We start from the raw sequence: 21244 nt of genomic DNA on the forward strand, positions 1-21244 counted from the left end.
GCGTGGTGACACTCATGGCGACAGGCTATGCACTACTGAATATCTATTCGCAATCAGAGCCGGAGGAGACCGCGTGAGGCCGAGTAGACGCCGGGTGATCATCAACACCGATGCCAAGAACGAGGCGGACGACCAGTTCGCGATCGTGCACGGGCTGCTGTCGCCGACCTTCGACGTCCGCGGCCTGATCCCCGCGCACTTCGGCACCTGGCGGTCGGACCGCAGCATGGAGGAGTCCCGCGAGGAGATCGACCTACTGCTGGACCTGATGGATCTGACCGGTCAGGTCACCGTCGCGAACGGCGCCGCCACCGGCATCCCGGACGAGCAGACACCGCTCGACTCGCCCGGCGCGCGGCTGATCATCGAGGAGTCCAAGCTGGCCTCCGAAGGCGATCCGCTGTTCGTGTCGTTCCTCGGCCCGCTCACCGACATGGCGTCGGCGATCCTGCTCGACCCGGAGCTCGTGCACCGGAACGTGATCGTGGTCTGGATCGGCGGTCGCGGCTACAACGGCTACGCGGCCGACCACCGGATGGAGTTCAACCTGTCCAACGACATCCACGCCGCCAACGTGGTGTTCGGCTCCGGGATCACGGTCTGGCAGGTCCCGAGCGACGTCTATACGAAGGTCTCGGTCAGCTACGCGGAGCTCGAGGAGAAGATCGGCGACGCCGGTCCGCTGGGCAAGTACCTCATCGAGCAGCTGATCGAGTGGAACGCGACGTACCACGGCGAGCCGATCGAGTCCCGCTCCCTCGGCGACTCGCCTGCCATCTCCCTGATGCTCTACCCGCACAGCGGCAACTTCCGGACCCGTCCGGCGCCGCGCTTCGGTGTCGACGGCTGGTACCTGCCGGGCACCGACAACCCCATCCAGGTCTGCGAGCAGGTCGACGTCCGCTTCCTGCTGGAGGACATGTTCGCCAAGATCCGCCGTTTTGCCCGTCAAAGGAGCGCTTCATGAGCACGTTCAGTCGCCGTGGTTTCCTCGGTCTCACGTCCGCCGCCGCACTCGGCGCCGGTCTGTCCGCCTGCACCGGCGGTGGTACGTCGACCGGCGGGGGAGCCACCCAGGCGGCGTCGAACAATCTGCGATTGTTCACCTACGAGGGTGACGAGACGATCGGGCTGCTGAAGGCACAGCTCAAGAAGTTCGACGAGCAGAACGGTACGACGACGACCGTGGACAGCCTGCCGGGCTCCGGGGCGGCGGTCTATCCGGACAAGCTGCGCACGGAGCTGCTCGGCGGCAAGGGCCCGGATGTCTGGCGGATCTGGGGCGGTCAGATCGGAGCGCCCTTCGCGAAGGCGAAGCAGTCGCTCGACCTGTCGCCGTACTACTCCAAGTACGGCTGGGACTCGAAGATCAACACCCAGGCGATCGGCGGGATGACGTTCGAGGGGATGAAGGCCGGAGTGCCGTTCGTGTCCCTCGGAATCGGTGCCTGGTACAACAAGTCCTTGTTCGCCAAGGCCGGTGTGAGCGGACCGCCGAAGAGCTATGCCGAGCTGGAGGCGATCAACGACAAACTCGTCGCGGTCGGCGTGACGCCGTGTGGTCTCGGCGGGAAGTACGGCTGGGACATCATGCGCCTGTTCGAGTACCTGCTGGAGCACACCGCCGGACCTGAGCTGCACGACAAGCTGCTGACCGGGGACGAGAGCTGGGACCGGCCCGAGGTGGTCGAGGCGTTCGCCCTGTTCAAGAAGTGGCAGGACAAGAAGTGGTTGCCACAGGGTGCACTCGGCCTCGACCCGGCCGATATCGAGCCGGCCTATGTCCAGGGCAAGACGGCATACACGATCACCGGTCCCTGGACCGAGGCGGCGGCGATCCTGTCGGCCAAGAAGAGCTCGTCCGCCTTCGGCACCTTCGAACTGCCGACCGACAAGACTCCGGCCCGGCACTCCGGTTTCGTCGAGGGCTACATGATCAACGCGAAGTCCGGCAACGCGGACAAGGCCGCGGCGCTGATCGACTTCATCATCCAGCCGGCGACCCAGAAGGCGCTGCAGGTCACCGCCTCCACGGTCAAGGGTGCGGAGCCTGACCCGAAGACGCTGCCGCTCGCGGCCGAGTGGGCGCAGAAGTACGGCAGCAACCCGTTCTACACGATCCAGGACCAGGCGTTCCCGAAGAAGCAGGCGGACCAGTACTTCAGCGTGCAGAGCGACCTGCTGCAGGGCTCGGTCAAGCCGGACGCGGCGGCGAAGAAGATGCAGGAGATCGTCTCGGCCTGGGCGAAGAGCTGAGTATGGCAACGACAGTCGCGCTCTCCAAACCGAAACGTCGCGGCCGCTGGTCCCCGTGGTTGTTCGCCCTGCCTGCGCTCATCGTGTACGTCGGGTTCCTGGTGTACCCAGCGTTGTCGTCACTGTGGTTCAGCCTGACCAACTGGGACGGCCTGAGCGCGACGTACAAGTTCGTTGGCCTGGACAACTACCTCAAGATGCCCAGCGACCCGGTCGTCGTGACCGCGGTGAAGAACAACCTGATCTGGACCGTGGTCACGATCGCCGTACCGACCGTCATCGGTCTGCTGCTGGCGATCGCGCTCAACGGAAAGGTGCACGGCAAGCCGATCCTGCGGCTGATCTTCTACACGCCCGCCGTCCTGCCGCTCGTTTCCATCGCGAGCATCTGGGGCTGGCTCTACAACCCGCAGTACGGCGCGATCAACTCGTTCCTGCGGCTGATCGGGCTGGACGGACTGGCACAGCCCTGGCTCGGGCAGGACTCGACCGCCTTGTGGGCCGTGATGGTGCCGGCGATCTGGTTGCGGACCGGCTTCCCGATGCTCCTCTACTTGGCCGCGCTGCAGGGCATCCCGAACGAGCTCTACGAGGCGGCGACCGTCGACGGTGCGTCGAAGTGGCAGCAGTTCTGGAACGTGACGATGCCGAGCCTGCGGCCGGCGCACTACATCGTGCTGGCGCTGTCCCTGATCGACTCGTTCAAGGTCTTCGACATGATCTACGCGATGACGTACGGCGGCCCGGGTACGTCGACGCAGGTGATGGGGACGTGGATGTACTTCAACGTCTTCCAGTACTACCAGGCCGGTTACGGCACCGCGATCGCCGTCGTGATCACGCTCGTCGCCATCGCGGTCGGCATCCCGTACGTACGCTCGCAGACGAAGGAGGCGTCATGACGTTGACAGCTCCAGTTCGGGTCGACGTGCCGCTCGACTCTGCCGAGCCTACGAAGGCGCCGAGGGGCAAGCGTGGGCTGGTGATGACGCTGGTCCTGGCGGTGGTAGCGCTCTTCTGGATCTCGCCGCTGGCACTGCTGGTGATCACCGCGGTCCGCCCGCTGGCCGACTTCATCGGGAACGGGCCGTTGTCCTGGCCCGATCAGCTGACCTGGTCGAACTTCAAGGACGCGTGGGGGATCGGCAACTTCGCCACGACGTACAAGAACAGCGCCATCCTGGCCCTGATCAAGGTGCCGCTCGGCGTGCTGGTGTCGGCGATGCTCGGGTTCGCGCTGGCCAAGCTGCGGATGAAGTTCCGCCGGACGGTGATGTTCACGGTGTTCCTCGGGCTGACCATCCCGATCTACATCACGATCGTCCCGGTCTTCATCATGATGCGCTCGGCGGGTGCGACCGACAGCATCTTCGGGCTGATCGGGCCGTACCTGGCGTTCGGGATCCCGTTCGAGGTGCTGGTGCTGCAGTCGTTCTTCCGGCAGCTCCCGGACGAGATCATCGAGGCCGCCCGGGTGGACGGCGCCGGCGACTGGCGGGTGTTCTTCACGATCATCCTGCCGCTCTCGGTCCCGGCCCTGGTCACGGTGGCGATCCTGGACGCGGTCGCGACCTGGAACGAGTTCCTGTTCGCGCTGATCCTGCTGAACTCCGACGCGCACAAGACCATCCCGGTCGGGCTGCTGAACTTCCAGGGGCAGTTCGCCAACAACAACACCGGTCTCGCGGCAGGCATCCTGATCGCCGTGGTGCCGATTCTCATCGCCTACACGCTGCTGCAGCGCTGGATCGTCGGCGGACTCACTGCCGGCTCGCTCAAGGGTTGATCACATATGGAGGAAACATGACTGACATGCCGGTCTTCGGCGCAGGGATCTGGCACTTCGCGACGTACAAGGACCGCTATGCCACCGACGGGTACGGCGATCCCGTCGGACTGCTCGAACAGATCGACCGCGCCGGTGCGGTCGGCGACCTGTCCGTCGTCGACCTGAACTGGCCGTTCGCCGGGTACGACGGGACGCTCGACGAGGTGAAGGCCGCGCTGCAGCGGAACAACCTGAAGGCGATCGCGATCACGCCGGAGATCTACACCCGCGACTTCGTCAAGGGCTCGCTGACGAACCCGGACCCGGCCGTCCGCAAGCAGGCACTGGAGCTGTTGCATCAGGCAACCGAACTCGCCAAGGACCTGGGCTGCTCGTACGTGAAGCTGTGGCCGGGGCAGGACGGCTGGGACTACCCGTTCCAGGTGAACTACCACGCCATCTGGAACCTGGCGCTCGACGGCTTGAAGGAACTGGTGTCCGCACACCCGGACATCAACTTCGTGATCGAGTACAAGCCGCGCGAGCCGCGGGTGAAGATCATCTTCCCGAACGTCGCCCGCACGCTGCTCGGCATCGAGAAGATCGGCCTGCCCAACCTGGGCATCCTGCTCGACTTCGGCCACTCGCTGTACGGCCAGGAGACGCCGGCCGACGCGGCGCAGCTGGCGATCGACTACGGCCGGTTGTTCGCGATCGACGTCAACGACAACCTGCGCGGCTGGGACGACGACATGGTGGTCGGCTCGGTGCACCTGGTGGAGACGTTCGAGTTCTTCCACACGCTGCGCAAGAACAACTGGGAGGGCGTCTGGCAGCTCGACCAGTTCCCGTTCCGCGAGGACAGCGTGCAGGCCGCGAAGCAGGCGATCACCTTCCTGAAGGCGATCCACCACGCGCTCGACGTACTGGATGACGAAGCCCTCGCCGCTGCGCAAGCCTCGCACGACGCGCTCGCCGCTCAGAAGCTGGTCCAGAAGGTGCTGCTGAGTTCGATGGCGGAGCTGGCATGACGCTGACCGTCGAACACACCACGATGCCGGTGCTCGGCCGGCTGCCGGTCCACAGCAGTCGCGCCGAGCAGATTGCGCACATCGCCGAGGCCGCCAAACAGATCCGGATCCAGGACCTCAAGCTGGTCCACCACGCCGGCGCCGGGCACATCGGCGGTGACTTCTCCGCGATCGACATCCTGGCCACGCTGTACGGCGCTGTGCTCGACATCTCGCCCGCGACGGTGAACGACCCCGAGCGGGACCGTTTCATCCTGAGCAAGGGGCACGTCGCGGGGGCGCTCTACACCACGCTGGCGGCCTTCGGGTTCCTGCCGGTCGAGGAGCTCGCGACGTTCCTCAAGCCGCTGTCCGCGCTGAACGGGCACCCGAACCGGAACAAGGTCGCCGGCGTCGAGGCCAACACCGGTCCGCTCGGGCACGGCCTACCGATCGCCGTCGGTCATGCCCTGTCGGCGAAGCTCGACGTCTCGCTGCGCCGTACCTATGTGCTGGTCGGCGACGGCGAGCTGCAGGAGGGCTCGAACTGGGAGGCGATGATGGCGGCCTCGCAGTACCAGCTGGACCGGCTGACCGTAATCGTCGACCGGAACCGGCTGCAGCAGGGCGCGACCACCAAGGAGACCAACGACCTCGACCCGTTGCCGGAGAAGGCGGCGGCGTTCGGGTTCGCGGTGGTGGAGGTGAACGGTCACGACCACGGCGAGCTGCTCGACGTGCTGTCCGCCGTACCGTTCCGGCCGGGCAAGCCGACCTTCGTGATTGCCCATACGCACAAGGGCCATCCGATCTCGTTCATGAGCAACAACGTCGCCTGGCACCACCGTGTGCCGGACGCGGCGGAGTACCAGCAGGCGCTGACCGAGTTGGCGCGCTACGACAGGGGGCGGGTATGACGACCATCGTCCGTACGTCGATCGCGGATCAGCCGCGGTACGACTGCCGGGACGCGTACGTCGAGACACTCGCCGAGCTGGCCGAGGCCGACCACCGGATCGTTGGCGTGGTCAACGACTCGGTCGGGTCGAGCAAGCTGAACAGCTTCCGCAAGGCGTTTCCGGACCGGCTGATCAACGTCGGGATCGCCGAGCAGGACATGGTCGGCGTCGCGTCCGGGCTGGCCAACGGCGGCCGGATCCCGTTCGTGTCGGCGGCGTCCTGCTTCCTCACCGCCCGCGCGCTCGAGCAGATCAAGGCCGACGTCGCGTACTCGAACACCAACGTCAAGCTCTGCGGCATGAGCCCAGGCGTCGCGTACGGCGAACTCGGGCCGACGCATCACTCGATCGAGGACATCGCCTGGCTTCGGGCCATCGCCGGGATGAGGATCATCGTGCCCGCCGACCCGATCGAGACCGCGGCCGCGCTCCGTTGGGCCGCCTCCTCGGAGGGACCGGTGTTCATCCGGGTCAGCCGGATGAGCGTGCCGAAGGTGTACGCCGACGACTACGAGTTCCAGCTGGGCAAGGCGATCACGGTGCGAGAGGGCAACGATGTCACCGTAATCAGTAACGGGACCGTGCTGTGGCGGGCGCTGGCCGCCGCCGAACGGCTCGCGGAGGAAGGGATCTCGGCCCGGGTGCTGTCGATGCCGACGGTGAAGCCGCTGGACACCGACGCCGTGGTCGCGGCCGCGCGGGAGACGGCCGGCATCGTCACCGCCGAGGAAGCGGTGTCCGGCGGCGGCCTCGGCGGTGCCGTCGCGGAGACCGTCGTACAGCATCATCCGGCGCGGGTGTCGATCCTCGGGTTCCCCGAGTTCGCGCCCACGGGGTCGGCCGGCTATTTGCTGGACCGGTACGGTCTCTCCGCCGAGGGCATTGCGGACGCCGCCCGCAAGCTGTTCAAGACAGGTAAGTGACGAGATCCGCGATCGAGATCATCGCGAAGCCATGAGCGTCGGAGAACGCGCGCAGATCCGCGCCTGCCATCAGCGTGCCGTCGTCGTTCATGAGTTCGCCGATCACGCCGACCGGCGGCAGTCCGGCGAGCCGGACGAGTTCGACGGTGGCCTCGGTGTGACCGGGCCGCTGCCGGACTCCGCCGTCGACGGCGCGCAACGGCAGGATGTGACCGGGCCGGATCAGGTCCGCGGGCTGCGCCGAGGGATCGGCCAGCACGCGGACGGTCCGCGCCCGGTCCGCGGCGGAGATGCCGGTCCCGACACCGGTCGCCGCATCCACCGACACGGTGTACGCCGTACGCAGGCTGTCCTGGTTGTTCGGCACCATCAGCGGGAGCTCAAGACGGTCCAGGATCTCCGGTGCCGCGGGCGCGCAGACGTAACCGCTGGTGTGACGGACGAGCAGGGCCATCAGTTCGGGCGTCGCGAGGCTCGCGGCGAAGGTCAGGTCGCCTTCGTTCTCGCGGTCCTCGTCGTCGACGACCACGACCGGCCGTCCGGCGGCGAGCTCGGCGACAGCATGTTCGATGGTGTCCAGGCTGGTCACGGTGTTCACGATCGTTGTCCTCTCGGCAATGCATTCGTGAGCACTCCGGGGCAACGACAAGCTCCACGCCCCCGTTCCAGGGACGTGCAGCTGCCACGTGCGTCTTCCCATCCGGACTTTCACCGTCGGTCCCGGAGTTCCACCGGGTCAACCGCTCCTTCTCACGAAGTCACGGGTCGCGGACTGTTACCGCCGGCTCGGAATTTCACCGACCCCAGAGCACGTGTGTTCTTCTCACCATCAGCTTAACGGCAACGAGCATCCCTGGAGTGTCATGTCCATCTCATCTGTCTGGCAGGGGATCGAGCTGCCGGCTACCTCCGAGTGGGTCGAGTTCGAGCACGAGAGCGGCCGACGGCTCCGGCGCCCGGCGTTCTGGGACGGCGGTGACACGCATCGGGTCCGTTTCGCTCCGCCACTTGCCGGTTCGTGGACGTGGTCGGGCGGTGAACTGCACGTCGCCGAGGCTCCAACTGACGAGGCGAACCCGTTCTACCGGCACGGTTTCTGGCGCATGTCGCCCGGTGGTCGCAGCCTGGTGCACGCCGACGGGACGCCTGCTCTGCTGGTCGCCGACACCGCGTGGGCGCTGCCGTGGCGGGCGACCCCTGACCAGGTCCGCGAGTACGCCGCCGACCGGCAGGCGAAGGGGTTCAACGCAGTCCTGCTGATGACCGTCCAACCGGACATGCGCGCCGTCGGGCCGCGCGACCGGACCCAGGACGAAGGGTTCGCGATCGGCTTCGAGGATCTCGCCGACGGTCACCTGAACCGGATGAACGTCGAGTACTTCCAGTACCTCGACGTACTGCTCGACATCTTGGTCGAGCACGGTCTGGTACCGGTCCTGCAGCCGGTGTTCCACGGCTTCGGCTGGAAGGGCCTCGATGTCGCGGGCACCGTCGTACCGCCATCGGAGTACGCCGCCTACTGCCGCTATCTCGTCGCGCGGTACGGCGCTCGGCCGGCCGTCTACCTGGTCGGCGGGGACGGCTCTGGTGCCGAGCCGCAGACTGCCGCCGGAGGAGCCGAGGTGCACGCCGCCGACTGCTACGAGCAGCCGACGGGTATCCATTACCGGCCGCACATCCGCGCGCGTGCTCATCAGGACGCGGACTGGCTGGACTTCCAGTGGTGTCAGACCGGGCACACCGGCGAGCACGTGCCGGAACGCGTCGCGGACATGTGGCGGAACGAGCCGGTGAAGGCGGTCGCCAACGGCGAGCCGACGTACGAGCACACCGGCCGGACCGGCGTGGCTGAGGGCTGGTGGCAGGGCCACGAGGCGTGGAGCAACCTGTGTGCGGGCGGCACGATGGGCGTCGTCTACGGCGCGGGGAGCCTGTGGCAGTGGCGGCTGCACGCGGAGGAGCCGGGGCACTCCGACTTCTTCCTCGCGCCGGGCGCGGGCTGGCGCGAGGCGATCGACTTCGAAGGCTCGACGTACGTCGGACTGCTCGGGAAGATCCTCGACGGGGTGCCGACCACCGACATGGCGCCGGACTGGACCCGGACGATCTCGGGGCGAGCGCTGAGTACGGCGGAGGGCGGCCTGATCGTGTACCGCGAGAACGGCGGGCCGGTGATGGTGTTCGACCCCACCGTGCCGCTGGGCTACACGATCGTCGATCCGCGGGACGGGTCGGTGGTGGCGACCGGCAAACGGGACACGCCGCAGAGTCCATTGCCTGATGTTGGTGGCGCGCCGAGGGTCTACATCTGCCTATAGTCCAGGTTGATCGTCTTGAGAGGGGTGTCGTGAACAGCAACCGCGCGGTGCGCCAGCCCGGGCTGGACGAGCTGCGGCTGCTCGCGAAGGTGGCGCGGATGTACCACGAGAAGGGCATCCGCCAGCCGCAGATCGCCGCCGAGCTGAACCTGTCCCAGGCGCGCGTCTCCCGGATGCTGAAACAGGCCGTCGAGGTCGGCATCGTGCACACCGTGGTGACCATGCCGAGCGGCGTGCACAGCGATCTCGAGGACGAACTGCAGGGCCGGTACGGGCTGCGTGACGCGGTCGTCGTCGACACCCTTGGCGTGGGGGACGACGTACTGCCCGCGCTCGGCTCGGGCGCAGCGGCGTACCTGGACATGACGCTGACCGGCGGGCACGTGGTCGGGATCTCGTCCTGGAGCGAGACGCTGATCAGCGCGGTCGACCGGATGCCGCGCAAGAGCGTGCCGGTCGTCGACAAGGTGGTCCAGATTGTCGGCGGGCTGGGCGACGCCGCGGTGCAGATGCAGGCCACCCGGCTGACCGCGCGGTTCGCCGAGCTGACCGGTGGGATGCCGGTCTACCTGCCCGCTCCCGGACTGGTCGGGACCCCCGCCGTACGCCGGGCGATGATGAACGATGTGTCCGTTCGGGACGTTCTGGGCACCTGGGGACAGCTCACCGACGCCCTGGTCGGGATCGGCAGCCTCGAGCCCTCGCCGCTGCTGCAGCGAAGTGGCAACGCGGTCGCGGAGGCCGACCAGGACGAGTTGCGCCGGCTCGGTGCTGTCGGGGACGTGTGTTTCCGGTTCTTCGACGAAGAGGGAAAGCTCGTGCGCTCGACGTTCGACCAGCGGGTCATCGGGGTGACCGCGAAGGAGTTGCTGGCGGTGCCGCGCCGGATCGGGGTGGCCGGCGGCGACCGCAAGTACTCCGCGATCCGCGCGGCCCTGCTCGGCGGCTGGGTCAACATCCTGATCACCGACCTCGCGATGGCCCATCGCTTGCTCGATGGAGCCTGACGAGCAGCGGGAGGTTTACGCCACCATCGACCTGGCCTTGCGGGTCGGTGAGGTGCTGCTGTCCAGCGGCGCCGGTACGGCGGACGCGACCGCCACGATCCTCGGTGTCACCGCGGCCGGCGGACTGCGCGGCTGCGAAGTCGACATCACGTTCACCTCGATGGCGGTCTCGTACCAGGAGGCGCCGGACGTCGCGCCCGAGACGCACATCCGGCTGGTCCGCTACCGGTCGCAGGACTTCTCCCGGCTGACCGACGTCGACCGGCTGGTACGACGGTTCGCCCGCGGCGACGTGACCCGCGAGGAGGCGTCGCGCGAACTCGCCCGGATGACGTCGGCCGGTCCGCCGTACCCGCGCTGGAGTGCAGTGCTGGCCTGGGGTGTGATGGCCGGTGGGGCGACGCTGCTGCTCGGCGGTGGCTGGCTGATCACGTTGCTGGCGGTGCTGACCGCGATCGTGATCGACCTGAACAACCGGTGGTTCAACCGGCAGCGACTCCCTGCGTTCTACCAGCAGGTCGCCGGAGCGTTCGTGGCGACCGCGGTCGCCCTGGTCCTGTACGCCGTACACGCGCCGGTGAAACCGTCCCTGGTCGTTGCCGCCGGCATCATCATGCTGCTGGCCGGGATCGCCCTGACCGGTGCCGTTCAGGACGCGATCACCGGGTACTACGTGACCGCCGCGGCCCGGAGCCTGGAAGCGATGCTGCTCACCGGCGGGATCATCGCCGGTGTTTCGCTGGGTCTCACGCTGGGACTTAAGCTCGGTCTCAATGTCGGGATCGAACCCCAGACGATCCAGCTGGCGAACCTCCCGATCATGGTGATCTCCGGCGCGGTGATGGCGGTCGCGTTCGCCTACGCGTCGTACGCACCCCTGCGCGCGTTGCTGCCGGTCGCCGTGATGGGTGCGCTGGCCTCGCTGATCTTCACCTTGATGACGAGGGCATCTTTCGGGCCGGCCTGGTCCACTGCGGCCGCTGCCTTCGTCGTCGGTCTGGGCGGCTACTCCAGCGGCCGGCGGACCGGCGTACCGCCGCTGGTCGTGGTCGTCGCCGGATCGATCCCGCTGCTGCCGGGGCTCACGATCTACAAGGGCCTCTACGAGCTGATGGCCGTCGGCCAGCTGATCGGCATCGTCAGCCTCACGACCGCGGTCGCGATCGGCGTCGCACTCGCCTCGGGCCTGATCCTCGGCGAGTACGTCGCCCAACCCATCCGCCGCGAGGCGCGCCGTCTCGAGGACCGCCTGGCCGGTCCTCGCCTCGTCGGCCCCCGCCGTCCGATCCGGCGCCGCACCGGCCCGCGCCGCACCCGCCGCCGACGAGGGGCTGCTTAGCGGACCTCCTCCAGGGCCAAGTCATCGAGTTGCAGCCACACGTCCTGACCGTGACCGAAGAATCCGCCGTACAGCTGGATCAACGACTCCCGCCCGGAGTCGAAGTCGACGCTGACCTTCGTGTACTGCGGGTGCGCGCCGCCGGACTGTTGCGCGATCGTGCGTCCGCGCAAGGTGCGGACACCGAGCATCGTCTCGGAGTTGTTCTCCGCCGTCCGGATCCAGGCGGAGAGGCGGTAGCGGTGATTCGGGCGTACGGCAACGGTTTGCTGGATCTGGTGGGTGCCGATCGAGTCGCGGACGAACGCGTTGTTGGCGCCGGTGTGGCCGAGGTTCGAGCGGTCGATGCCGCCGGTGCCGCTCAGTTGCCAGGGTGCGGACGGCGTACCGCTGGTTTGGCTCTCGAAGCCGGGATCCGTGACCAGGTTGGTGATCTGGCCGTCGTCGGTGAGCTTGGTGCGCATCAGGAAAACGTTGTACGGGTCCCACTGCGACATCGTGAAGTACAGGTCCGGGCCTGACGACCAAGGATGCATGAACGATCCGTAGAGGCCTGGGTATTCGGTGCCTTTGACGACGACCTGTTCACCGCTCCACGGGCCGGTGAGGTCCTTCGCCGAGCGCAGCACGATCGCGGCGCGGTGCTCGTCGAGATACATCATCAGCCACTTGCCGGTATGGGCGTTCCACTGCACCGACACCTCGCCGATCGGGCCGACCGCGATCGGTACGGCGGCCGTCTCCTGCGGTGACCAGGTCCTGCCGTCCCAGTACCGCCAGGCGTTCTTCTGCAGTACTTGTTGCTCGGGAACCCGGGCCAGGTGCGCGCTGCCGAAGCGGCCGTTCGGCGTACCGATCATGTAGACGTAGCCCTTGTCCTTGGCCAGGGCAACCATCTGGAAATTGTCGTCCCAGGACTTGGTGTTCTGCCAGCGGGCGCCGGTGTCCTTGGTCCAGTTCTCGCCGTTGTCGTCTGAGTACGCGAAGCCGGAGTAGTTCGTGAACCAGCTGCCGGCCGGACCCCAGTAGTTGACCGACATGTACTGCACGTACTGCCGCTTGCCGACCGAGACCCCCGCGGTCGGGATCACCGTGTGCTCGTCGCGGTCGATCTTCTTGCAGGGCAGGAACTCCTTGGCATGACCGGGCCGGTCCTCCGCCGCCGAGTCGAGCGTCATCCCGTCGGCCAGGTTGCGGTCCTTGCTGCGGAAGAGCAGGTTGCACCGCCAGTCGATCGTCGCCTGGTCGCCTGCGCCGCCACCCGGTCCGGTCCAGCCACTGCCGTAGCTGTCGCCGAACGCGGTCAGGATCTCGCCGGACCCGTTGTCCCAGAGGACGCCGAGGTCGGTCGCCTTCAGGGCGAAGCGCGCCTCGGTGTCGTTGATCGACTCGGGACCGGTGAGCTTGGCGATCCGCTCGACGGGCGACGGTACGGCCGTTGCCTGGGCGGGTTGGGACTGGTCGGCAGGCACGACGGCCACTCCGATCAGGGCAGGCAGGACGAGCAACCATCGTTTCCGCATCAGGGTCTCCTCGGGCGGTTGCAGAGAGCTGGTTTGAGAAATCGATTTCCGACCACCGTAGCCGCGCGTTGTCGGGACGGTCAACGGGTGGCGTGTGGTTTATTGCGCGGGCGACCCGCTAGAGTTACCGACTGGAAACATCGGCTGATCGCCGACGAGGAGGATCGACGTGGCTTTGGGTAGGACGTCCCCACGGGACCTGCCGCTGTTCGCGGATCTGTCCGGACGCGACATCCGGGACATCTTCCGCGCCGGTGAGGAGGTCTCGGTACCGGCCGGCTGGTCGCTGATCCTGGAGCAGACGCCCCCGGACGCGGCGTACCTGATCCTCAGCGGTACAGCGGCGGTCCGCGAGAAGGGCCAGGAGATCGCCGAGCTCGGCCCGGGCGATATCGCCGGCGAGGTCGCGGTCCGGAAGAACACGTTGCGAACGGCAACCGTCACGGCGAAGTCGCGGCTGCAGCTGCTGCACTTCACCCGGGAGAAGTTCGACGACCTCACCCGCCGGCTGCCGGCGTTCCGGGACGCCATCGACGCCACCATCGCCGAGCGCCGCGGTGGCCACTGACCCTCGGGCGCCGGATCTGGCCGGGTTGACGCGGGAGTTCGAGCAGACACTCCTGGGTGGGGAGCGGAAGTTCACCCGGATCCAGGTGTCCGAGCGGGCCGGGATCTCGATCCAGCGCGCCGAACGGATGTGGCATGCGCTCGGGTTCGCGACCGTCCCGGACGACGAGGTGGCCTTCACCGACGACGACGTCGAGGCGTTGCGGCTGGTCGCGGCGCTCGAGGACGACGGGTTCATCGAAGCCGAGACGGAGTCGTCGCTGGCCCGGAAGCTCGGGCAGACGCAGTCCCGGCTGGCGTCGTGGCAGTCGGCGATGTTCCTGGACTTCCTCGGTGGGTCCAAGCTGTCCGCGGACGAGTCGATCGAGGTCGCGGGTTTGTTGCTGCCGGCCATGGAGCGGCTGCAGACGTACGTCTGGCGCCGGCACCTCGCCGCGGCAGCCGGGCGGGCCGTGGCGGGGTCCGACGAGCTGGCGCGTGGGGTGCGGGCGGTCGGGTTCGCGGACATCGTCAGCTACACGCGCCTGACGCGACGGTTGACCGAGGCCGAGCTCGGCGAACTGATCGAGCGGTTCGAGGGCATGGCCGCCGACGTAGTCGCGCTGAACGGCGGCCGGGTGATCAAGTCGATGGGCGACGAGGTGCTGTTCGTCGCCGACACCGCCGCGCAGGGGGCCGCGGTCGCGCTCGCGCTGCAGGACGCGGTGAACGCCGACGAGGACCTTCCCGAGCTGCGGATCGGGCTCGCGTACGGCACGATCCTGATCCGGCTCGGCGACGTGTACGGCGAGGTCGTCAACCTGGCCGCCCGCCTCACCACGGAATGCAAACCCGGCCGGGTCCTCGCCGACCGCGAACTCGCCACAGCCCTCGACGGCCACTCGTCGTACGCCGTCCACCGCCTCCGCCGCGTCGCCGTCCGCGGCTACCGCCATTTGGTCCCGTACGCGATCCAACGGGCAGAATGACCGCGTGCACGAGCTTCTGACGACCGCAGCGCTGGCAACGGCGGCTGCGGACGATCCGATGATCAATTGGGCCGCACAGGGTTTCGTCCCCGGCATCCGCGCTTGGTACGACGGGGATGCGGTGGCGGTCGCGTCACCGGACGTGTCGAAGCATGATCGGCTTGCGGTGATCGGTCCGGTTGACCACGCGGTGCGGTTGACCGCTGACGTGCTCGCCGAGGTCGGTCCGTCGTACCGGCCGTTCGGCGACGAGGCGCTGATCCGTGATCTGGCGGAGCGCGTGCCCGGCCTGAGGTTTTCGGCGGCGTTCGGGTGGATGGATGTGGACACGCTCCCGGACCTCACGACGACGGCCGCCTGGCTGGACGGGGAGGACGGCATCGAAGCGTTGCTGACCGAGGCATCGCCCTCGTCGTACGCGTGGCCCGGGCATCCCGGCGTACGGCGGTGGGCTGCGGTGACGGGTGACCGCGGTGAGCTGTTGAGCATCGCCGCGGATGCCTGGAGTGCGCCCGAGATCGGGTTCCTCGCCGGCGTTGCGACGCATCCCGTTGCCCGGGGCAAGGGACTGTCCCGGCAGGTGTGCGGCTTTGTGACCGCCGAGCTGGTGAAGCGCCACGGTCGAGTAGGCCTGATGGTGGACGGCAACAACGCTGCCGCAATCAAGGTCTACGAACGCCTGGGCTACACGTATCGCCGTGTCGCAGCGGCGTCAGCTACTCCGGCGGATCCGAAGTAGCCGACGCCTCAGCAGTCTCGGCCTGCGGCCAGGGATTGTTCGCGAGGGACATCCAGAGGAAGGCAACAACCAACGCGAGGAGAGCGGAGACCACTAGCCCGCCATGCGTCTCGTAGGAGTCGCCGCCTGACGCGGCCATGGCCAGCATGCCGATGCCGAGCGCTGCTATGACCAGCCCAATGGTGCGCGAAACCGGTGGGGAGATCCGATACGGCGGCCAGCACGCGGCCACGCCGATCGCGAGCATGAGTGTTATGCCCGTCACGAGGATCACCCGTTCCCAGCCTGTCATCAAGCCCGAGCCTCCGGAGCCGACCTGCGACCATCCGCTGTAGACCCGGGTGTCGGTTTCCCACCAGGTCGACGCTCCCGAGAAGGCGAGCGCGACCGTTGCTCCAACCAACAGAGTCCGCTGGTGGATGTGCTTTGCTGTTATCCCGCTCACGCTCGGGATGCTAGTCGTCGACGGGTCATGATGATTGACGGCCGGCGTCGGCGAGGATGTTGCGCTCGTCGGCGGTGGCTGGGCGGATCCACAGGACGCCCGGAATCTCGGAGGTCACCATCCTGGGCAGGATCATTCGCAGCAGGTCGAGCGGCGGCGTTTGCGGCTGCGCCTGGCGGGCAGCGCCGTATTGCTCGAGGACGCGGGCCAGGTCGAGCGCCAGGCGGTTGTCTTGCCGGCTCTCGTCGGTCGCGCGGATGGCCGCCTCGACCAGGCCGTCGCCGTTCCAGGACGCGCGGATGACTCGCCGGTCCGGGTGCTGCATGAGCACGTCCATCACCAGATCGGCGAAGGCGGACGTGTCCATCCCGTCCGCACCCTCGTCGGGGAACCAGTCGTGCCGCAGGTGCAGTACGCCGGGCTGCTCCTGGTCGGCGCACTCGTCGAGCAACCGCCCGACCGAGCTCATCGGGTACGACACGGCATCCGGGCCGAGGGCAACGAACCGGTCCGCCAGCAGGTACAGCGAGATGACGGTGTACGGCGCGAACAGCGTGACGTCGGCGTGCTCGCTGTGCACGGCGATCGGGCCGTCCTTGCTTCTGTGGTACGAGTGCAGGCCCTCCATCAGGGCCTTCTCCTGCTCCTCGGTGAGCTGGAACTCCCACTCCCACTTGCGCGGCACCGCGAAGTCCTCGTCGCTGTCCAGGTCGTCGTCAGGACCGCGCAGCAACCACCACAACACCAGACCGACGACTACGACGACGGCGGCAACTACACCGAGAATCCACACGAGCAGGTACCTCACAGAGCAGGGCGGGCAGCGAAGCCAGTCACCCTAGTCCGCGCGTTGGGTCACCTGGTCGGCTTCACAGTGAGCGTCACACCTGGGGTCGGTGTTCCCGAAGGCTTGACCGTGCTCGGTGTGGGCGACGTGGTCCGGGTGGCCGGGGCGGGCGGCGGGACGAACGGGGCTTTCGTGGTCTCCTTGCAGTTGTCCGGGCCGGTGTCGCCGTTCTCGTCGGGGACGACCACGGCCTGCGGGAACAGGTTGGTGGTGGTGTCCCGCGACTCATTCCCGTAGCTGGTCGCGCAGTCCTGCAGCTCCATGCTGATCGGGTTGCCGTCCTGGTCGTACAGCCGGACCGAGACCTGCTTGCCCTGGGCATCGAACGGGTAGATGTTCGAGACCGTGGAACCGTTCACCACCACGCCCTTGGCCGGTGGTTCGTAGCTCCGGGTGCTGCCGCGGTAGTCGTTGTAGTTGTCCAGGAACCCGAACGACGCACCGACGTACGCCGCGGCCAGGAACGCCGGGACCGCGACCGCCGCGACGACGTTGAGCGGTACGACGTACCACAGCCACCGCCGGTCCTGCTGGGTCCGGCGACCGATCCAGATCGAGACCGCCGCACCGGCGACGGCTCCGACCACGGTCACCGAGGCGGCGCCGAACAGCGCGAAGAACCCGCCCGCGCCGATCATGCCGCGCGCGACCCACCAGACCGGTTGGCCGATCGTCACCAGTTCGTGCCGGACGTTCGGCGGGAGCTGGTCGATCCAGCCACGCACGGCCGTCGCCCATTGCGCGCCCCGCGGGGTGTCCAGGACGATCCGCGGGTCGTTGCCGTGCAACGCCCGTACGCCGAGGAACGCCGCGACGAACAGCACGCCGAGCCCGAGCAGGCCGAAGAATGCCGTCTCGTCGTGCGACCACGCGAAGATGCTGACGGCAACGAAGAACGGGCCGACCGTGCCGGCGATCAGGCCCCAGCGCAACGCCTTCCAACCGGACGTGAGGTAGTCCTGGCTGACCGGCTCGGTGCGTGCCGGATAACCCGCCGCGGTCCGCAGCTCGTCGGCGTACTGCCGCGGCGTGCCCAGGCGCTCCTGCAGGTCGCTCGAGGTCGGCTCGGTGTCGAACTCGCCCGCTACCTCGGTGAGGTGGTCGGTGACGTCCTGGAGCACGTCCTCCAGTTCACCCGGCGGCAGGTCGCTGAGCTCGGCTCGCACCTGCGTCAGGTAGATCGCGACCGCTCCGGTCAGGGTGCTGTTCACGCGGCCTCCTCCTCCAGCAGCACCGACATCGTGTCGGCGAAGTGATTCCAGGTCTTGGTCGATCGGGCCAGCAGGTCGTGGCCGGTCTTGTTCAGCCCGTAGTACTTGCGGTGCGGGCCTTCCTCGCTCGGCTGCACGTACGACGTCAGCGCGCCGGCCTGGAACAGCCGGCGGAGCGTCCCGTACACGGAGGCGTCCGCCACGTCCTCGAGTCCCGCGGCGCGCAGCCGGCGGAGTACGTCGTACCCGTAGCCGTCGGCGTCCCGCAGAACGGCCAGCACTGCGAGATCCAGTACGCCCTTGAGCAGCTGGCTCGTGTCCATCGCGACCTCCTCCGGCACCGGCGGTGCTCCGCTGAGAAGACTACTACACATTGTGGAGTACTCCGTTAACCACTCAGACGTTCCGCAATTTCGATCAAGTCGGAGGCCGGGTGGTACGGGCACAGTGGTGGGCATGGCGGATGTGTTCGAGGAGTTCGTAGCGGTGGTCGCAGACGGTCTACGCGGTCTCGACGGTCCGGTGAACGGTGCCGGGCTGGCGGGACGGGTGCATCTGTCGCGGTTCCACTTCGATCGGGTGATCGGTGCGGTGGCCGGTGAGTCGCCGTTCGCGTTCCGGCGGCGGGTGCTGCTGGAGCGGGCGGCGTACCGGTTGCTGGCCGAGCCGGTCGCCGTACTCGATGTCGCGATCGAGGCCGGGTACGGATCGCACGAGGCGTTCACGCGGGCGTTCGCCAGGGCCTATGGGATGTCGCCACGGGAGTGGCGGCGGGAAGCGTCGCGGATGTTCTTCCTCGCGGCGCCGAGTGGAGTGCATTTCCAGCCGCCGGCCGGGCTTCGGCTGCCGGCTCGTAGAAAGGTGAGAGGCATGGACGTACTTGTCAGGATGGTCGAGCACCACGTGTGGTTGACCGGCGAGATGATCGAACGCGGCGCCCGCCTGGACGCCGCCACGTTGGACCGGCCGATCGAGCTCTCCGTCGAAGGGATCGACGACGACATCTCGATCCGCTACCTACTGGACCGCCTGGTCTGGCAGGAGGAGATGTGGCTGGCGTCGGTCGAGGACCGCCCGTTCCAGGTCCCCGAGTGCGGCCGCCAGGTCGTCACCCCGATCCCCGAACTCCGCACCCGCCACGCCGACGCCGGCGCCCGCTTCGTGGCCCTGGTCAACCAACTCAACGAAGACGGCCGCTTCGACGAAAGCTTCGTCGACACCACCTGCGAACCACCCAGAGTCTTCACGTACGGCGGAATGGTCGCCCACGTCCTGACCTTCGCCGCCCACCGCAGATCCCTCCTGGTAGGCGCGTTCCACACCGCCGGCATCACCGACCTCTCCTCCGGAGACCCAATGCACTTCGTAGCCGAAGGCAACTAGCTCAGTTCTTGGGGTCGTGGAGGTTGGGGCGTTGGGTGGGGGTTTTGATTTGGACGTCGATGGTGGGGATTTGGGTGGGGGCAACCAGTTTGCCGGAGGAGACCGGGATGTTGAGTTTGCTGCCGGCGAGGTCGATGTCGATGGAGGCGCCGGTGTTGTTGGGGGAGGTCCACTCGGTGTCGGAGAGGGTGATGGCCAGTCCGATGATGCGGCCCTTGGGGATGATCTGGTCCTGGGCGCGGAGGGGGACGTTGACGGTGGTCCACTGGCCGGGCGTCAACGGGGTCGGCTTCGAGAGCGACTTGCTGTGGGCGGCGTCGATCCAGCCGCGGCTGACGATGCCGTGATCGCTCTGGGTGGTGACCTTGTCGACGGTGAAGTAGCAGCTGTCGTCGTAGTCGGTGCTCGAGCCTTCACAGGTGCTTTCGTCGGTACGGCGTACGCCGGTGTACCGCGCGGCTTCGCCGTACTCGATGAGTCGCGCGGTCACCGGTGTCGTCGACGAGTCGGACTTCAGCCGGAGCGTGACCGACGGCGTGCCGCTGATCCGCAGCGGTGCGGTGAGCGGTGCGGACAGGAACATCTGCCGTCCCGCGATCACCTCCGACGGGTCCGCGACGATGTCGTCCTCGGTCAGCTCGGGATCGTCCGTGACCATCAGCGAACCCTTGCCCGCGGCACCTAGTTTGCCGACCGAGAGCGGCACCGACATCGGGCGGTTCACGGCCGGCCAAGTCTTGTAGTCGCGCCACACGTCGGGCGTCGTCTCGACCGAGACCATCGGCTCCTTCATCACACCGTTCTGCAGGCCCTGCAGCCAGTAGTCGAACCACTTGTGCAGTTCGTCCACCCACTCGTCGCGCCGGAACTCGAACGGGTCAACATGGTCCTCGAGACCCAGCCACAGCTTCCGGGGCACGTTGTTCCGCGTCAGTGCCGACCACCACTGTGAGAAGTGGTTGGTCTGCACGTTGTAGTCGCTGAGCCCGTGCGTCATGAAGACCGAGGCCTTCACCTTCGACGCGTTCTTCGTGTAGTCGCGCTCGGCCCAGAACGACGTGTAGTTGCCGGTGTCGTCATCGTCGTTGTCGCCGAGCTTGCCGCGGACCTCGTCGCAGGCCGCGCTGTCGTGACCGACGTACCCGCCCAGCCAGGGCATGTAGTCGTCCGAGTACGGTACGCCGCCGGACCGGGTGTAGTCGTACCACGACGAGATCGCCGAGATCGGCACGATCGTCTTCAGGCCCTTCACCCCGGTCGCCGCGACACCGTTCGCGAGCGTTCCGTCGTACGACTTGCCGATCATCCCGACCGCGCCGGTCGTCCAGGACGCCTTCACCAGTTGACCGTCGGCGGTGTGCGCGGTGTTGCGGCCGTTCAGCCAGTCGATCACGTCGACGACGGACTGGATCTCGTCCCGGCCGCCGACGTCACCGCAGCCGGTGGAGCGGCCGGTGCCGACGATGTCCACGCCGACCATCGCGTAGCCGCGCGGGACGAAGTAGTTGTCGTAGAACAACGGCATCTTCCGGATCACGCCGTCGCCGTCGTACGTCTTCTTCTCGCTCTCGTTGCCGCGTCCGCAGCAGGAGTAGTACGGCGAGGCGTCCATGATGACGGGGATCTTCGTGCCGGTGAGGGCGGTCTCGCTCGGCCGGACGATGTCGACCGCGATCACGTCGTCCTGGCCGTCGCTGTCGGTGTCCATCGTGGTGTCGACGTACACCGACTCGCGGATCGCGTTCGCGTAGTCGTAGACCGGCTGGGTGCTCTTGGTGCGCGCGTCGACATGCTGCGGCACACTGGAAGCTGCCAGGGCCGGCGTACCGGGCCCGTCCGGGATCGGACCAGCCATCGCCGGACCGGTGAGGGTCGTCAGGCTGAGCACGGCGGACGAGACCAGGATCGTCAACCTGGCGCGGACGGTCCTCATGGCTGGGAAGGCTAGTCACTCCCGCGCCGCAATGCCAGGTTCTGACCG

Annotated in this window: 21 protein-coding genes and 1 riboswitch; of the genes, 14 read left to right on the plus strand and 7 right to left on the minus strand. The window is 67.6% G+C overall.

Going from position 1 to position 21244, the window contains the following annotated elements:
- The first annotated feature begins 73 nt into the window (after positions 1–73).
- From EV649_RS29210 to EV649_RS29240, 7 genes are read left to right on the plus strand one after another with little or no spacing between them, the layout of a single operon-like run.
- Positions 74–967 (plus strand): nucleoside hydrolase, encoded by an 894-nt coding sequence (locus EV649_RS29210; RefSeq protein ID WP_198682754.1) that lies wholly within the window; start codon positions 74–76, stop codon positions 965–967.
- Positions 964–2256 carry an extracellular solute-binding protein gene (locus EV649_RS29215; protein ID WP_130386815.1) on the plus strand — a complete coding sequence of 431 codons (1293 nt, stop codon included), beginning with the start codon at positions 964–966 and terminating at the stop codon, positions 2254–2256. Before EV649_RS29210 ends, EV649_RS29215 begins: the two co-directional genes overlap by 4 nt.
- 2 nt (positions 2257–2258) lie before the next feature.
- Positions 2259–3158, plus strand: a complete 900-nt coding sequence (locus EV649_RS29220; protein ID WP_130386816.1) for a sugar ABC transporter permease — start codon at positions 2259–2261, stop codon at positions 3156–3158.
- Positions 3155–4042 carry a carbohydrate ABC transporter permease gene (locus EV649_RS29225; protein ID WP_130386817.1) on the plus strand — a complete coding sequence of 296 codons (888 nt, stop codon included), beginning with the start codon at positions 3155–3157 and terminating at the stop codon, positions 4040–4042. Before EV649_RS29220 ends, EV649_RS29225 begins: the two co-directional genes overlap by 4 nt.
- Positions 4043–4059: 17 nt before the next feature.
- Positions 4060–5055 carry a sugar phosphate isomerase/epimerase family protein gene (locus EV649_RS29230; protein WP_130386818.1) on the plus strand — a complete coding sequence of 332 codons (996 nt, stop codon included), beginning with the start codon at positions 4060–4062 and terminating at the stop codon, positions 5053–5055.
- Positions 5052–5951, plus strand: coding sequence for a transketolase (locus EV649_RS29235; RefSeq protein WP_130386819.1), 900 nt, complete (start codon positions 5052–5054; stop codon positions 5949–5951). Before EV649_RS29230 ends, EV649_RS29235 begins: the two co-directional genes overlap by 4 nt.
- The gene (locus tag EV649_RS29240; RefSeq protein ID WP_130386820.1) at positions 5948–6916 is read left to right on the plus strand and encodes a transketolase C-terminal domain-containing protein; all 969 of its coding nucleotides are present in this window, start codon (positions 5948–5950) and stop codon (positions 6914–6916) included. Before EV649_RS29235 ends, EV649_RS29240 begins: the two co-directional genes overlap by 4 nt.
- On the opposite strand, the gene ribB is transcribed toward EV649_RS29240, so the two are convergent.
- Positions 6900–7514 carry a 3,4-dihydroxy-2-butanone-4-phosphate synthase gene (gene ribB / locus EV649_RS29245; RefSeq protein ID WP_130386821.1) on the minus strand — a complete coding sequence of 205 codons (615 nt, stop codon included), beginning with the start codon at positions 7512–7514 and terminating at the stop codon, positions 6900–6902. The genes EV649_RS29240 and ribB overlap by 17 nt on opposite strands.
- A gap of 84 nt (positions 7515–7598) precedes the next feature.
- A riboswitch (FMN riboswitch) is annotated at positions 7599–7732 on the minus strand.
- Between the two features lie 47 nt (positions 7733–7779).
- On the opposite strand from ribB, the gene EV649_RS29250 reads away from it, so the two are divergent.
- From EV649_RS29250 to EV649_RS29260, 3 genes are read left to right on the plus strand one after another with little or no spacing between them, the layout of a single operon-like run.
- On the plus strand, positions 7780–9234 hold the full coding sequence (locus EV649_RS29250; protein ID WP_130386822.1) for a DUF4038 domain-containing protein: 1455 nt from the start codon (positions 7780–7782) through the stop codon (positions 9232–9234).
- Positions 9235–9263: 29 nt separating this feature from the next.
- Positions 9264–10241 (plus strand): sugar-binding transcriptional regulator, encoded by a 978-nt coding sequence (locus EV649_RS29255; protein ID WP_198682755.1) that lies wholly within the window; start codon positions 9264–9266, stop codon positions 10239–10241.
- Positions 10231–11580, plus strand: a complete 1350-nt coding sequence (locus EV649_RS29260) for a threonine/serine exporter family protein (protein WP_130386823.1) — start codon at positions 10231–10233, stop codon at positions 11578–11580. Before EV649_RS29255 ends, EV649_RS29260 begins: the two co-directional genes overlap by 11 nt.
- On the opposite strand, the gene EV649_RS29265 is transcribed toward EV649_RS29260, so the two are convergent.
- Positions 11577–13103 carry a DUF4185 domain-containing protein gene (locus EV649_RS29265; protein WP_130386824.1) on the minus strand — a complete coding sequence of 509 codons (1527 nt, stop codon included), beginning with the start codon at positions 13101–13103 and terminating at the stop codon, positions 11577–11579. The two genes, EV649_RS29260 and EV649_RS29265, sit on opposite strands and share 4 nt — an antisense overlap.
- Before the next feature lie 169 nt (positions 13104–13272).
- Between EV649_RS29265 and EV649_RS29270 the strand changes: the two genes are divergently transcribed.
- Genes EV649_RS29270 through EV649_RS29280 form a run of 3 tightly spaced genes read left to right on the plus strand, consistent with a single transcriptional unit; the run spans position 13273 to position 15377 of the window.
- The gene (locus tag EV649_RS29270) at positions 13273–13671 is read left to right on the plus strand and encodes a cyclic nucleotide-binding domain-containing protein (protein ID WP_130386825.1); all 399 of its coding nucleotides are present in this window, start codon (positions 13273–13275) and stop codon (positions 13669–13671) included.
- Positions 13661–14638: an adenylate/guanylate cyclase domain-containing protein gene (locus EV649_RS29275; protein ID WP_130386826.1), complete on the plus strand. Its 978-nt coding sequence runs from the start codon at positions 13661–13663 to the stop codon at positions 14636–14638. Before EV649_RS29270 ends, EV649_RS29275 begins: the two co-directional genes overlap by 11 nt.
- Before the next feature lie 4 nt (positions 14639–14642).
- A complete protein-coding gene (locus tag EV649_RS29280; RefSeq protein ID WP_241998791.1) occupies positions 14643–15377 on the plus strand; it encodes a GNAT family N-acetyltransferase in 735 nt (244 codons plus the stop codon).
- On the opposite strand, the gene EV649_RS29285 is transcribed toward EV649_RS29280, so the two are convergent.
- The 4 genes from EV649_RS29285 to EV649_RS29300 form a co-directional block, all read right to left on the minus strand.
- A complete protein-coding gene (locus tag EV649_RS29285; protein WP_130386827.1) occupies positions 15355–15822 on the minus strand; it encodes a hypothetical protein in 468 nt (155 codons plus the stop codon). The genes EV649_RS29280 and EV649_RS29285 overlap by 23 nt on opposite strands.
- 25 nt (positions 15823–15847) lie before the next feature.
- Positions 15848–16615 carry a hypothetical protein gene (locus EV649_RS29290; protein WP_130386828.1) on the minus strand — a complete coding sequence of 256 codons (768 nt, stop codon included), beginning with the start codon at positions 16613–16615 and terminating at the stop codon, positions 15848–15850.
- Between the two features lie 62 nt (positions 16616–16677).
- A complete protein-coding gene (locus tag EV649_RS29295; RefSeq protein WP_130386829.1) occupies positions 16678–17880 on the minus strand; it encodes a hypothetical protein in 1203 nt (400 codons plus the stop codon).
- Positions 17877–18203: a PadR family transcriptional regulator gene (locus EV649_RS29300; RefSeq protein WP_130386830.1), complete on the minus strand. Its 327-nt coding sequence runs from the start codon at positions 18201–18203 to the stop codon at positions 17877–17879. Before EV649_RS29300 ends, EV649_RS29295 begins: the two co-directional genes overlap by 4 nt.
- A 133-nt stretch (positions 18204–18336) precedes the next feature.
- Here EV649_RS29300 and EV649_RS29305 point away from each other — a divergent pair, with 133 nt between their 5' ends.
- Positions 18337–19263, plus strand: a complete 927-nt coding sequence (locus tag EV649_RS29305; protein WP_130386831.1) for a helix-turn-helix domain-containing protein — start codon at positions 18337–18339, stop codon at positions 19261–19263.
- Between the two features lies 1 nt (position 19264).
- Here the strand turns inward: EV649_RS29305 and EV649_RS29310 are convergent, their stop codons facing one another.
- Complete coding sequence (locus tag EV649_RS29310; RefSeq protein ID WP_130386832.1) at positions 19265–21196, minus strand: Xaa-Pro dipeptidyl-peptidase; 1932 nt, start codon at positions 21194–21196, stop codon at positions 19265–19267.
- Between the last annotated feature and the right edge of the window lie 48 nt (positions 21197–21244).

Source organism: Kribbella sp. VKM Ac-2569, assembly GCF_004216905.1.
Taxonomy (GTDB): Bacteria; Actinomycetota; Actinomycetes; order Propionibacteriales; family Kribbellaceae; genus Kribbella.

Bases quoted from the DNA above. Each gene is read 5' to 3' on its own strand.
- EV649_RS29215 (WP_130386815.1), top strand. From the start codon at position 964: ATGAGCACGTTCAGTCGCCGTGGTTTCCTCGGTCTCACGTCCGCCGCC.
- EV649_RS29220 (WP_130386816.1), top strand. From the start codon at position 2,259: ATGGCAACGACAGTCGCGCTCTCCAAACCGAAACGTCGCGGCCGCTGG.
- EV649_RS29225 (WP_130386817.1), top strand. From the start codon at position 3,155: ATGACGTTGACAGCTCCAGTTCGGGTCGACGTGCCGCTCGACTCTGCC.
- EV649_RS29230 (WP_130386818.1), top strand. From the start codon at position 4,060: ATGACTGACATGCCGGTCTTCGGCGCAGGGATCTGGCACTTCGCGACG.
- EV649_RS29235 (WP_130386819.1), top strand. From the start codon at position 5,052: ATGACGCTGACCGTCGAACACACCACGATGCCGGTGCTCGGCCGGCTG.
- EV649_RS29240 (WP_130386820.1), top strand. From the start codon at position 5,948: ATGACGACCATCGTCCGTACGTCGATCGCGGATCAGCCGCGGTACGAC.
- EV649_RS29250 (WP_130386822.1), top strand. From the start codon at position 7,780: ATGTCCATCTCATCTGTCTGGCAGGGGATCGAGCTGCCGGCTACCTCC.
- EV649_RS29260 (WP_130386823.1), top strand. From the start codon at position 10,231: ATGGAGCCTGACGAGCAGCGGGAGGTTTACGCCACCATCGACCTGGCC.
- EV649_RS29265 (WP_130386824.1), bottom strand. From the start codon at position 13,103: ATGCGGAAACGATGGTTGCTCGTCCTGCCTGCCCTGATCGGAGTGGCC.
- EV649_RS29300 (WP_130386830.1), bottom strand. From the start codon at position 18,203: ATGGACACGAGCCAGCTGCTCAAGGGCGTACTGGATCTCGCAGTGCTG.
- EV649_RS29305 (WP_130386831.1), top strand. From the start codon at position 18,337: ATGGCGGATGTGTTCGAGGAGTTCGTAGCGGTGGTCGCAGACGGTCTA.
- EV649_RS29310 (WP_130386832.1), bottom strand. From the start codon at position 21,196: ATGAGGACCGTCCGCGCCAGGTTGACGATCCTGGTCTCGTCCGCCGTG.